9 protein-coding genes are annotated in these 13,646 nt (G+C 51.9%); 8 read left to right on the top strand and 1 reads right to left on the bottom strand.

What is annotated here, in order from left to right:
* Positions 1–103: 103 nt before the first annotated feature.
* The 3 genes from L6H70_RS05730 (at position 104) to L6H70_RS05720 (ending at position 4,211) form a co-directional block, all read left to right on the top strand.
* Complete coding sequence (locus tag L6H70_RS05730; RefSeq protein ID WP_236330758.1) at positions 104–1,777, top strand: hypothetical protein; 1,674 nt, start codon at positions 104–106, stop codon at positions 1,775–1,777.
* A gap of 93 nt (positions 1,778–1,870) precedes the next feature.
* Entirely contained in the window at positions 1,871–2,353 is a 483-nt protein-coding gene (locus L6H70_RS05725; protein ID WP_236330755.1) for an SRPBCC family protein, read from the top strand.
* Between the two features lie 202 nt (positions 2,354–2,555).
* Positions 2,556–4,211, top strand: a complete 1,656-nt coding sequence (locus L6H70_RS05720; RefSeq protein WP_236330752.1) for a DUF6138 family protein — start codon at positions 2,556–2,558, stop codon at positions 4,209–4,211.
* A gap of 440 nt (positions 4,212–4,651) precedes the next feature.
* On the opposite strand, the gene L6H70_RS05715 is transcribed toward L6H70_RS05720, so the two are convergent.
* A complete protein-coding gene (locus tag L6H70_RS05715) occupies positions 4,652–5,089 on the bottom strand; it encodes a hypothetical protein (protein ID WP_236330749.1) in 438 nt (145 codons plus the stop codon).
* A gap of 202 nt (positions 5,090–5,291) precedes the next feature.
* Here L6H70_RS05715 and L6H70_RS05710 point away from each other — a divergent pair, with 202 nt between their 5' ends.
* From L6H70_RS05710 to L6H70_RS05690, 5 genes are all read left to right on the top strand, one after another.
* Positions 5,292–5,564: a YolD-like family protein gene (locus L6H70_RS05710; RefSeq protein ID WP_279306733.1), complete on the top strand. Its 273-nt coding sequence runs from the start codon at positions 5,292–5,294 to the stop codon at positions 5,562–5,564.
* A gap of 227 nt (positions 5,565–5,791) precedes the next feature.
* The gene (locus L6H70_RS05705; RefSeq protein ID WP_236330746.1) at positions 5,792–8,050 is read left to right on the top strand and encodes a beta propeller repeat protein; all 2,259 of its coding nucleotides are present in this window, start codon (positions 5,792–5,794) and stop codon (positions 8,048–8,050) included.
* Between the two features lie 467 nt (positions 8,051–8,517).
* Positions 8,518–11,517, top strand: coding sequence for a glycosyl hydrolase (locus tag L6H70_RS05700; RefSeq protein WP_236330743.1), 3,000 nt, complete (start codon positions 8,518–8,520; stop codon positions 11,515–11,517).
* Positions 11,518–11,735: 218 nt separating this feature from the next.
* Entirely contained in the window at positions 11,736–12,599 is an 864-nt protein-coding gene (locus L6H70_RS05695) for an ABC transporter permease (protein ID WP_236333156.1), read from the top strand.
* An 82-nt stretch (positions 12,600–12,681) separates the two neighbouring features.
* Positions 12,682–13,584 (top strand): carbohydrate ABC transporter permease, encoded by a 903-nt coding sequence (locus tag L6H70_RS05690; RefSeq protein ID WP_236330739.1) that lies wholly within the window; start codon positions 12,682–12,684, stop codon positions 13,582–13,584.
* The last annotated feature ends 62 nt before the right edge of the window (positions 13,585–13,646 follow it).

The following is a 13,646-nucleotide window of genomic DNA, read 5'->3' as shown; positions in this document are numbered from 1 at the left end:
TTTTAGTACGTTTATTTTAGTTTATTTGTTCGGTTTTCCGATTGCCATATGAACTGAAAGCGTGCACAATATAGTAAAAATGAAACCCTGGGAGGGGAAAATGATGTCGGCGGAACCAAGCAGTAACCGGAGTCATTCCTATAAAGACCGTCAGAAGGAAATCATCAATAAAGTAGCAGGGGAAGCCGAACGGCTTCCGCTGCTGGATAGCGGCTTGTGGTTCCATGATGATGTGCGCAACAACTTCTATTATGCATGCTATCTGTTTGCAGCTGCTGTAGATGACAGTTTCCGGCTGGATTCAGACAGGGAGGCTGCGAGGAAGAAGGCAGAGGCAGTGCTGCTGGAAACGGTGCTGCTGCAGAACAGGGAGCCCGGGACGCCCCTTTATGGACACTGGCCGCTTAGCCTGCACCCGGTTCCGCGGGAAGCCGCCCCGCATGAACTCCCGGTAGAGATTATGGGCAGTCTGATGGCCTGGTTCTGCAGGCAGTACAGCAGCTTGTTCAGTGCCGGTCTGCGGATTGCCTTCCATACGGCGATCGGGCATATTTACCGGAGCGGCTTCTTTCGCAAAGACATAGAGAACTATGGCCACCACGAGGCTAAATACACGGCGGCGAAGCTGATCTTCGGCCGGCTGTTCGGGGATGAGGAGCTGCGCGAAGACGGGCGGGCAAGCCTGGAGCAAATGCTGGCCTATATCCGGGCTAAGGGGATGCCGGAATATGGCAGCCTGCCGTGGTTCTGGCACTGGGTGCAGGCGTTCACCTGCGCCTGGGAGCTGGAGGAGGACAGCGGAGTGAAGGCCGTTCTTGGTGAAATGCTCGATCACCTGTGGAGTGAACGGGCGGCGTTCTACTTCCGCGGAGCGTGGGCCGGTGCTCATTCCCGCGGCTGGCCGCATGATGTGCCGGGCGACCGCAATGTGCTGCACGACTATGTGCAGTTCGGGGAATTCAGTCTTCCCGGCAGGATGCCGCGTACGGAATATGCCGGTTTTCTGTTCTACGAAGCACCGGCTCAGATCCGTGAGCTTGCGCTTGACCGCCGGACACCGGCGGAGGTGAAGAAGCTGACGCAGAAGGTGGTGTCCGGTGATCCCGCTCCACAGCCGCTGCTGCATTCCTACGCTTATATCACCGGAGAATATGCTGCCGGGGGACTGTGGGAGCGGGTGGAGGAGTTCGACAATGAACAGCTACGCTGGGCCTACTCTTTGCCGGTTAGCGGAGAGGCCGGGGCCAATCAGCTGTATTTTTTCCATCCGGGTAAAGGGTATCAGGAAGGCGATCCGCGTCACCAGAGTGCTTATATGGAGGTTCTTTATCACAAAGGTACGGTTATATCTTTGTTTCCTGTACCTAAAGGCAAAGATAACACAGTCATCGGTGTTCTGCCGAAAGGCCAGTGGCTGGAGCAGCCGCAGGCGCTGTTCGGGCTTGTTGATAACGTTTATTTTGCCGTCTATTTATCCAACACGTATGAGTTGGTTGAACGGAAGGATTACTTAGAGGTACAAGCGTCAGGGATGCCGGGCGGTGTAGTGGTCGAGGCGATGGAAGTCAAACAAGCCGTACAGCGCGGCATTGTCAGCCTTGCAGAATTTGCATTAGAGATGTCGGCTAAAGCGCCTGTTTTTGAGGCAGTGACTGTACTGGCGGCGGAATATAATACTTCCGGCGGAGATCAGCTGAGACTGGAAGTTTCCGAGGGTGAAGGATCAGCAGCTCTGCATAATGGTAAGAGGATAAGCATGGAGGATTATGCTGTCTAAACCTATTTGCGATTCAGCTGTGAATCCTTTACAGTCTGGGTAACAGGTTCTGCTGCACGTTGCTGCAGATTACGTTAAACAGGAGGGATCAAGATGACCGCTAAGTTGAAAAGAGTGCCTGAAGGCACTACAGCCACCTTTGAACGTCATTACAAGCATTCTGTAGAAAAGGTCTGGGCTTATCTGACTGACAATGACCTGCTGCCGGAGTGGTTCTCCGAGCTGCGCGTGAAAGAGCTGCGGACCGGCGGCAGTATGGTATTTGATATGCAGGACGGCAACCTTATCGAAATGAGGATTTCCGAGTGTAAGCCGGCTTCGGTGCTGGAATATAGCTGGGGCGAAGATAAGGTCCGTTTCGAGCTGGCTGCCGAGCCGGAGGGCTGCCGCCTGCTGCTGATAGAAACAATAGGTACACTCACGGATCATACTCCAAAAGACCTCGCCGGCTGGCATGTCTGTCTGGATGTGATTGAGGCGCTGCTGGACGGTGTTGTGTTTCAAGACCGCAAAAGGGCATGGGAACAACAATACGAAACGTATATTGCACTGGTTGAGGGATACCGCCAGAGCTGAATGCTGAGTGTAAAGAGCTGCCCTTGTGGCAGCTTTTTAAATAAAAGGTTAGAACCGCACTGACGGCGGAACGAAGGCCGCCAAGGAATAAAGTGCAATACTACTAACGTCTAATTGTTCCGGCTGCACGGACAGGCTATGCTAGAGTTAGCAGGAACAATTTCCCTGCCGATACTGCTGTGTAAAGGAGTATGTAATGGACATGAATCATATGGCGGAAGCAATTCTTGAAGAAGTGAAGAAGGAAATAGACCAATGGATGGCCTATATCAACGATAAGGACGCAGAAAAAACTGTGAAACGCACTACGCTTCAGGTGGGCATTCACGGCTATGCGCTCCTTGAATATGCGGATGGCAGAGTGGACATGACAGATAACGTGCTCGATCTATCACTGCCGGGTAACAGTAAACAGAATACCAGTGAACAGCTGACAGAGGAGCAAGTGCGGGGGCTGATTCCTGAGCTGGCTGCGTATATGCAGCACCACATAAGTACATTACCGCGGGCGGTGATTGACTACCGGTTTACGTTTGACGGGAAGTTCGGGGTCCGCGGCGGAGAGGTCAATGTACGTATTCTCGATTATGTAGATGAGGAGAAGAAAGAGCAGCTGCTGGAACGGATCAGCCTTTATATCTCGGGCAAGCTCGAAGCCGGGAAATATCCGACCAAGCCGTTAGAAACGTTTTTTCTTTCCCGGCATCTGCTGGATGAAGGTCTGTATGGGGAATTGGATTCCGGCAAAATCATCGCTGTGTTTGAGAGAATACAGGAGCTGAACAGAGGGAACAAGCATCTTGCGGAGCACCGCCGTACTCTGACAGTGGCCTTAAGGAATTGGGTAGAAGATCAGTGGCTACCCCGTTACTTCAAGAACACAGGTACACAGTGGCAGAGGGAATATAAGAAGAAAAGTGGAGCAATGCTGGACATGACCGGGCAAAGCTCCGTCGAGCTTGTAATTTATGCCGCCATTTGTATCCTCAAATATGAGCCTTCCTTCAGCAGAAGTGTGGGGCTTACCTTCTTGAATTGTGCGATCGAGCTCGGCAGCAGCCGGGCTGAACAACTGATGAAGCAGGGCAGCGGAGCCTTTGCTGAAGATGATGTGAGAATACGCGGTGAACGGGTAGAATGCAGCGCTAATGATGTGTTTGCCGAGGTAAGCGTCCATATTAAACAGGAGTCAGGGGAGAGCTATGCACAGGCGCTCCGGTTTCTGATTAATCTGCTTAAGCTGGGCTTTCCCAAAAGCTATCAGATTAAGCTGAAATCTGCAGTGAAGTGCTGGCTGCCGATTAAAGGACTGGCCAAGTCGGGCACGCACCGCTTTTTTGCGAATGCGCTTGAATATCCGGAGGTGCACCCGCTGCTGGAAGAATACGCCAAGGCGGCTATGGAAGCCTTCGAATGGTATACGGATACGGAAGGGGAGAAGAGCTGCATGCCGGGCAGCTATGCGGTCTTCGGACTTGGTCTCACAGATCCGGTATATTTCCCGCTGGCCGGACAATATATGGAGAAGGTAGACGTTGAACATCAGTCGGTCCAGAACGGCTTCACAGCAGCTTTATCCGAACATTACGGCCTTAACGGAGAGACTCTTCCCTTACTGGTGACGTGTATGCTGTACAGCACCGAAACCTTGAAGCTGAAGATTAGGGATGAATTGCAGGATGGAGAGCTGCTTAGACTCCTGCTTGATCAAGTCCGCGGCCTCAAATACTACCAGGTGGAACATCTTGTTTACCTGATCTGGGGTGGGACGGACAAGTTGAAGAAGCTTGCTGACAAAGCTGTGGGGGACAAAAAGCAATACCTTACCGGCCTGATCCAAGCAGCCAAACGCGGCTAGCGCCCTCATACTTATAATATCTGCATAGTAAGTGAAATTTAATGAATAATGGGGGTGCCTCATGGAGCGGTTCATGGCTGCTGAGACACCTCCATAATTTTTAACTGTTCACTGCTGCTGTTTGAAGACAATAAAGTATTAGACTGCCCAACCGTCAGGATTGCTAAGGCGATCAAAATTAATATTCCGATTCCTACGGAGAGCAGTCCGGTTTATCTATTTTTTAAGTAAGAAGCACTACCATTAAATATCATTGAGCCACACATTGTAACCATCATCCATGAAAGTCTGGATTGATCTTTATAGCCTTCATCTATAAAAAAAGATATTGCAATAATAACAGTTGCTATACTGAATAAGATCCCAAGCATTTTTATTAGTTTCCTCAATGTAAACCTCCGTCCTATTAGAAATGTAGCTTAACAATTCAGTATAATAATTTATTTCCTATTTTTTATCCAATTAAAAGTCACCACAACGAGCAAGAACAGACCTGCAATTGACCATAGAATAGTTGTCCATTTAAATGAGTCTCCGCCAGGATACTCACCGTTATAGTTCGCTTGAATAAACGATCCATCACTCAACTTAATCGCAATCGCCTCATTAGTGCTAACACCTTTGATATTGTAATAGTTAGTTCCCTTCGGAAAGTGGTTCGAAAAATTACCTGAGTAGGTGTCTTCAAAATCTGAATATTTTGTAACCTTGCCAATGATTGAATCAACTTGTTCGGGTTCTACCCGGTTGTCTGAAATGATATAAGACTTTCCTTCATTTACAACAAATTTATACGCCCAATCCGCGTGAATAAATCGTATTGCAAAAGATGTGCCTGCAAAACAGATCGCGATTAACAGAAATAAAGATTTTTTCAATAAGTCCCACCTTCTCATCCTTCACACCTCGATTAACGATAGATAAAAGAATTAACTATATTTTACATTAAAATGAGTGAGAATTCTCTCTAAATAAAACAGCAGTGGATGAAAACAACTAGGCTAGGCGGGTTGATGCAGGGGAAGTCCATGTTATAATACATAGGAGCATTCATATGACGGCATAATCGTAATCCGAGTAATGGCTTATTGGAGGAATATCGTGGCAAAAGCGAAAGTGGCCAAACGGCCGACAAGAGATGAATTTGTGCTGGAGGAGATTGGCAACCAGCTGACGGAAGCGATGCAAGAGGAGTCGGTCATTTTGCTGACCGTGTGGGGGAAGGAAGAAGAGCTCCGGGGGCAGATCGTCGGCATGGACTCGCGGACCGGAAAGGTGCATCTCAGTTTGAATGAAGAGATCACCAAGGTTCCTTTTATGGATATTATGGCTATCAATTATCCCAGAGATTAGGTAAGTAAAGATAGAAGGCACTGGGCTTTCAGACCTCCGGACGCTGTCAGGAGGCTGAAGCAGCAGACTTTGGCAGATAGCAGCAATGAGACCCTTGGGAAACCAAGGGTCTTTTGGTTCAGGTGTTACAAATTCATTGCTGAGCGGCATAATCCGTTGCCGGAGGGGATGCCTCTATCCTAAGCATGAAGGTAGACTTATGGTGATGGAACAGAGGAGGGACGAACTTGCTGAATCATTCACTTAGGACAGCACAAGTATGGTCGCCTGCTGCGCTCGGCGGAGGCGGATATATCACCGGTCTGCTGCAGCATCCGGCGGATAGCGGAGTTCTCTATGCCCGCTGCGATGTGGCGGGCGTCTTTCGCAGCCTGGACGGGGGACTGAGCTGGGAGACGCTGAACAGCGGCCTAACCCAAAGCTATCATCATCAGGTACAGAGCTTTGCCATCAGCAGTCATCACCCGCAGGTGATGTTCCGTTGCTCAGGTGAAGTGAGAAGCCGGAAATTTTACGGTGCGGTACACAAATCATCCGATGGCGGCGGAAGCTGGAAGGAAGTCTGCACCGGTATGGGATTCTACGGAAATGGGCCGACCCGGATGTACGGTGAGGTCATTGCGGTCGATCCGCATCATCCGAATATCGTGGCTGCCGGGGGTTATACCGGCGGTTTGTGGATTAGCCGCGATGAAGGCGAGACCTGGCAGCAAACGCTGCTGCCGGAGGAGAGATTCGGCTGCGTCGCTTTTCACCCGGCTATTCCTGGTGTATTGTTCGCAGGCACCATTAGCGATGATGACCTGAATATGGACTATGTGGAGACGGGCGAAGGCGGGGTGCTGGGTCTGCTCCAGGATCAGCCCAGAGGCAAGCAAGGGCGGCTCTATACCAGCCCGGATCTGGGAGAATCCTGGCAGCAGCTGTATGAAGGAGCGAGCTTTGCCGAGCTGGGCTTTGACAGCCGTGATCCGCAGCGACTGATGGTCGCCTGCATCTGGGGCGGCATCCGCAGCAGCAGGGACGGCGGGCGGACCTGGGTATCCACCGGAGCTGGCCTCCTGTCCGGTGAACAACGCTACGGCACGGTGGTTCAGGATCCCCACAACCCGCAGCGGTGGTATACAGCCCCTGATGTGCGGCCACATATGAAGGATATTCCGCCCATTCCCATATATTTTTCCGGGGACGGCGGAGAAGAATGGCAGCTTCTCCGGCAGCACAGGGATGAAGATTTGAGCGGGTTTCCGGCATATATGGATAGCTTCAACGGGGGATCACGTGCAGCGGCAGCAGGCTGGGCGATTTCGAAGCTGATCGTGGACCGTTTGAATAAAGACCGGCTTTATTTGTGCAACTGGTATGGAGTCGCGGTTAGCGAGGATGGCGGAAATACCTGGCGGGCAGGTCATTTCCGGGGGCTGGAAACCACCTGTATGGAAGCAGTAGCCGCAGCTCCCGGCCAGCCCGGCAAATTCTGTGTCACCATGGCGGACCATTCGCCCAAGGTGACAGAGGATGGCGGGGTGACCTTCCGCAATCTGCCCGGACTGGCAGGTTACTCGGGGAGTACCGCTGTGGCCGTCTCCAGGACAAATCCTGAACATTATGTTTACGGGCTTGTTGGCCATGGTCGTACCGCCTGTATCGCCTTAAGCAGAGACGGGGGGCAGACTGCTGAGGCGGTGCTTACCCTTGAAAAGGGCCTGTTCGTCCAGGCTTTGCGGGAGGATGGTATTCTTTCCGGCATGTTCTACGCCTACATCGATGGCGATATTTCCTCAGGGGCTGGCGTATACCGTTCTGCAGACGGAGGGCTGACGTGGAAGCAGACCACATTTCGCCCGCCGGATCATGTGTTGACACTCCCTCACCTCAAAAACTGGATTGAAGCAGAGCTCCTGTCCGTGGTCGTCCATCAGGTTAAGAACGCGTGCGGCGCTAATCAGCTGCTGGCTGCAGACCCCTTCCGGGCTGGGCATATACTTACAGGAGAGTGGAGCGAGGGCATCTGGTGTTCAGCGGATAGCGGAGACACCTGGGAGTCCATTGGAGCGGGGCTCCCTTTTCAACGAAGGGGTCCAGCCTCAGTGCTGAATGCGGTAGCCTATTCTGCCACTCGCAGCGGGACACTGTACGCCGGGTTTATTTCGGAAGGATTGTGGAGCAGCGCCGATAATGGCAAGAGCTGGAGCAAGCTGTTCCCGGCGGGTACAGCCGAGCCGTTCAATGTTTCCGCACTGGCTGTGGGCAAGAGTGAAGGGGGGAGGGATCTGCTGATTCTGGCCAGCGAGCCGATGGTTCACACCCTGAATGAATCCAAGGTGGTGTGCAGCCGGGATGGCGGAATCACCTGGGAGACGTGGGCAGATGACTCACTTGGTGCAGTGCGCTGGAAAGGCATTGCTCTGGATTGTGACAGCAGGCAGGTACTCGCCGTAACCTGCGGCAACGGGGCGTTCCGTACAGAGATAAGCCAAGAATAATTTTGCAAATTGGAAAAATTCTATTTAATAAATCCCGATGAACTGGAATCAGAATAGAAGTTGAATAACTCCAGCTAATTTTTTAAAGTATCGCTGATTGAGGGCTGTACATGAGCAATTAGCTGGAGAAAATCTGTCTAATAATGATTGCACGGCTAATCCCCTAAATAGAAAAATTCATAAGTTCGCTCTATATATAGGCACTTTTCGTCCAGCCTAACGGAATATAGATAGAGTAAATCGTCTATTATATCCTGTCCCGTCATAGGCAATGTTCCCCCGCTATCTTTCGATCTGAAACCTTCTATCTATATTCCTTATCAAGCTGGAATTAGTCGTTGCTCAAGCACAGTTTTCGTTGCTTGGGGTCCTTGTTGACCACAATAGAAAACGCTTACATTTGATGAACCGGACGATTGAAAGATCGTAATCCAACCGGCTGAAATTCAAATGGAGGTTTGATCCAAGTGTTTGCACGAACGGGCAAAAAATGGTTGTATGGCTGGCTGGCCGCCGCTCTGTTTGTTGCATCGATCATTGTGCCTGCTGCACCTTCGCGGGCTGCAGGGGAGAATATGCTGAGCAATCCGGGGTTTGAATCAGGGGACACCGGATGGGAGAAGTGGGGCAGTCCGGTTGTGGTGACAAGTGAGCAGCATGGAGGAGAAAAAAGTCTGCAGGTGAAACGTAATACGGGCGGAGCATCAGCGTCAGTGGCGGTACAGCAAGGCAAAACCTATCGAGTCGGGCTATGGGTGAAATTCGCCGGGACAGGGGTAACGAGCGCATCGGTCGATATGGATATCTTCGGCACGCAGCAAGGTAAGCAGGTCCTGCAATTCTCGGGCTCCACCAGCTGGGAATACCGGCAGCTGCTTTATACACCGGCTCCGGGAGTGCAGTATATCCGCCTGTCCTTCTGGAACAGTACAAGTAAAGACTATTACATTGATGACGCGGTTATCCGGGAGAATGTCGATATAGAACGGCCGACCATACCCGGCGCCTGGCAGACCGAGCGGGAGCCGGATTCACTGAAGCTGACCTGGTCCGGGTCGACTGATGATATGGCGGTAGATTCCTACCAGCTGTCATACAAAAAAACAGATGACCCTGCCTGGACTGTAGTGTCCGTACCTCATCAGGATACTGTTACGGAGTACACCTATACACTGGGCAGTCTTGACCCCTTTTCCGTCTACGCCATTATGCTGCGAGCCAGGGATGCCGCGGGTAACTTCTCCGATTCACGCATGGGGCTTGAAGCAACCCCGGGTGCCAATCTTGTGGCAAATGGAGATTTTGAGAGTGGTCTGATTTCCCCGTGGAAACAAAAAGGGACGGTTTCAACCGTAACCTATGACACCTATTCGGGTCAATATGCGGCCCAGCTCAATCCGGAATCCTTGCTTCAGTCGGGGAAAATATCCGCTGACACTAGCAGTTATATGGTGTCTTACTGGAGCAAGCCTGCGGCCGCGCCGCCTGGCAGCCTTACAGTAAACCTTATTGTCTATCAGGATAGCGGTAAGACTCTGCTTCCGGTCACAACCAGTGCCGCTTCGGGCTGGACGCGTACTGTGCAGCAGCTGAATACTGGAAGCAATACCGAATTCCTGCGTCTGATGACTGCGAATGTTACAAGCGCGAATATCCTGCTGGATCAGGTATTTGTTGGCGCAATGCCACAGCTTCCGACAGATCTATCCCCCGGTGCTCCGGCAGGCTTGGCAGCCGGTAACATCGACGGCGTATCTGCGGAACTGGAATGGGCAGCTTCTACAGGCCCTTTTGGCGTGAAGTCTTACGAAATTTCTTACAAAAAAGCCGCTGAAGGCACATGGTCCAGCCTCTCTATTCCCGCTATTAACGGGAATCCTCTATACACGTACAAACTGGAAGGCTTATCGCCTGAAACCTTGTACGATATTTCCGTAAAAGCGGTGAGTGAAGGGACTGCTGTTTCCGCTGCAAGCACGCTTCAGCTGACTACGCTGAAGATGCACCCGGTCAATCCGGGGGCTTCCGAGGCCACGAAAGCACTGCTGGACCGCTTATATGCGTCGGTAGGAAATGCTGTTTATACGGGACAGCATAACTATTACGAAGAGCCTGCAAAGTGGTATGACACCGCTGCAGAGCTGACCGGCTACTATCCCGCTCTGTGGGGTTCGGATTTTGCTTACTATACCGGCGGAGACCTCGGCGAATTACGCCAGACCATGATTGACGAGGCGATCCTTAAAGGTCAGAACGGAACGATGGTCACACTGACTTACCACGAGCCGCGGCCGATGGACCCGGCAACCGCCGGCTGGGAAAGTGTTACAGGAGATGTAACGCTGGCTGAGATGACGGATATCGTCACCCCCGGCACTGAACTGTATAACCAGTGGGCGGCACAGATTGACGAGGTGGCCGGATACCTGGAGCAGCTAAGGGACGAGAATATTCCGGTCCTGTGGCGGCCGTATCATGAGATGAATGCCGAGTTTTTCTGGTGGGGGGCGCGGCCGGAGCTGTTCAAGCAGCTGTGGAACAATATGTACGACCGGCTCACCAATATGCATGGGCTGAATAATTTAATCTGGGTCTGGAGCCCGAATGCGGAAAGCTCCTGGGCTTATGATTCGGCTCCATATTATCCCGGCCATGACAGGGTTGACGTACTGGCTATGGATATTTACAACAATGATTACCGTGATACGTATTACAGCAAACTGGTTCAGCTCAGCGGCGGCAGACCGATTGCCATTGGCGAGAACGGAGAACTGCCGGACATGGAAATGCTGCAGAGCAAACAATCGCGGTATGTGTATTTCATGACGTGGTCGCAGTATTTGACCGATAAAAATTCGCTTAGCAGCATCCAGTCCCTTTACAGCCATCCCCGTGCCTTGAACAATGGGGAAACGGGTAACGGGCCGTACGTTCCACCGCCTGCAGACAGCTACCTGATCGATGATTTTGAGGGCTACGGCGGATCCAACGGGGAACTGCGAAACAAATGGCAGCGCAATGTCTCCGGCAATGCGGCGACGGTTACGCTGGACACGTACCACCTGAGCGGAGGCAGCTACGGGCTGAAGCTGGATTACACCGTGGGTAATCCCGGCTATGCGGGCGTTTTCCGCAGCATGGGCAAGGAGTGGCCGGGAATGGAAGCCATATCCTTCTGGCTGCAGCCGGACGGATCGAACCGGCAGCTGGCTGTGCAGTTCCATGAGACGAATGGGGAAGTTTGGGAGGCCAGCCTGAAGCTGCAGGGTACTGAGCCGGTCCTAGTGACCCTTCCATTTACGGTGTTTGCCCGGCCGGGCTGGTCTACCGGAGGCAACGGGGTGATTGATCTCGGATCGATTAAGGAGTTTGCCTTCTACATTGCGCAGGGCAGCGGCACACCGGGCAGCGGAACGCTTTATATCGATGACATCAACGCTGTCAAACTCCCTGACGAACCGGAATAAGCAGCGATTTTAAGGGAACAAAGGGATCGTTGCTGAACCACACTTTTCGTTGACGGCGGTACTGGTACGTCCTTCCTGCTGGGCATAAGATGAAAGTGTAAAGCAAAGACACAGGAAGGATGACAACCGTGCAGATCGAACGAAGGGTGCTTCAAACGCAGAAAGGGAGTTCTGATTCCTGGTGGTCCAGGTGGATCAGGCAGTGGGATTTACAGCTGATGGTGGTGCCGGCGCTGATCTTCATCCTTATCTTCAGTTATCTGCCTATGTACGGGGTACTGATGGCTTTTCAGGATTATCAGCTGTTCGGCGGTTTTTTTAACAGTCCATGGGTCGGGCTTAAACACTTCGAAGCGTTTTTTGATTCGCCTGACTTCTGGACGGTTATGCGCAACACGATTGTCATCAGCCTGCTCAAGCTGCTATTTGGTTTTCCGGCCCCGATATTGCTGGCGCTTATGCTGAATGAGGTGCGGCAGATGATGTTTAAGCGGATCATTCAGACGGTCAGCTATCTGCCGCATTTTCTCTCCTGGGTAATCGTTGGCGGGTTCGTCGGTTCGATGCTTTCGACTGATAATGGAAGCGTTAACATGCTGCTGATGAGCCTTAATCTGACGACGGAGCCGATCAGTTTTCTGTCCGTGCCGGAATATTTCTGGGGTATTCTGGTCGCTACGGGAGTATGGAAAGAAATTGGATTTGCGGCAATTGTCTATCTGGCAGCGATTGCCGGCATCGATCCGCATTTGTATGAAGCCGCTTCCATTGACGGGGCGAGCCGTTTTAAGCAGATTCAGCTGATTACCCTGCCCTGCATCCGGCCGGTGATCATCATCTTCATGATTCTGGCTGTGGGCAATATTCTGAATGCCGGATTCGAGGATATCCTGATTCTGGCGACGAACCCGATTCTGCGGGATGTGTCCGATGTGATCGATACGTATGTCTACCGGATGGGGATTCTGAACAGCAGGTTCTCCTATGCGGCGGCGGCAGGATTGTTCAAGGCGGTCATTAGCGTCAGCCTGCTGGCAATCGCGAACAAGGCGGCCAGAAAAATGGGTTCAAGCTTATGGTAAGCGGCAGAGAAGCAGGCACACTTCACATTCACACAAAAGGCTATTCTTTTGTTACAGTCTATGGGGAAGCGGGGAACAGGTTATGATGAAGCTGACGCGGGGCGATAAGGTGCTGCAAGTATTGATTTATATCCTGCTGCTGCTGCTCGGCTTCGTCACCCTGTACCCTTTTTGGAACTCGCTGGTCATATCCTTCAATACGGGGGCGGACACGGCCTTCGGCGGCATTACGTTCTGGCCGCGCAGCCCGACCCTCGACAATTATGAAGTGGTCTTTCATGACAGCCGGATCGGCCAGGCGTTTCTGGTCTCGGTGCTGCGGACGGTGGTGGGGACGGTGCTGTCAGTGCTGTTCACGGCCATTCTCGCTTATGGGCTGTCAAGGCAGGAGCTGTTGGGCCGGAGATATTATATGGTGTTTTGCGTCATTACGATGTATTTCAGCGGCGGGCTTATTCCAACCTTCCTGCTGCTGCGCGAATTTGGCATGATGGACACCTTCTGGGTGCTGGTGATTCCGGGATTGATCAGTGTCTATAACATGATTATTTTCCGGACTTTTTTTCTGGGGCTGCCTGCAGGGCTGGCCGAGTCGGCGCGGATTGACGGCTGTAATCATATCGGAGTGCTGCTCCGCATCGTACTGCCGATTTCAGGGCCCGTTGTGGCAACCTTAGCACTGTTCACGGCAGTCTGGCACTGGAATGACTGGTTCTCGGCCAGCATTTATATCAATGATCCGAAGCTGATTCCCATTCAGACCCTGCTGAAGCAGATCCTCAATTCCAATATTGTCACAGATCAGCTGCAGTCTATCGGGACCAATGCGGCGGCGCAGGACCGGCAGGCGATGATGAAGTCAGTTACAACCAAATCGCTGATTATGGCCACGACAATGGTGGCAACGCTGCCGATTATTATGGTTTATCCGTTTTTGCAAAAATATTTTGTCAAAGGTGTGCTGATAGGCTCACTCAAGGAATAGCCGCATTACTGTGTATAGTAAGTATAAGAGAGGGGTTATTCATTTGGAGCGTAAAAAGAGCT

The organism is Paenibacillus auburnensis, from assembly GCF_927798115.1.
Lineage (GTDB): Bacteria > Bacillota > Bacilli > Paenibacillales > Paenibacillaceae > Paenibacillus_AQ > Paenibacillus_AQ auburnensis.
Note: the sequence above shows the minus strand (reverse complement) of the source record. Positions and strands in the feature narration are given on the sequence as shown.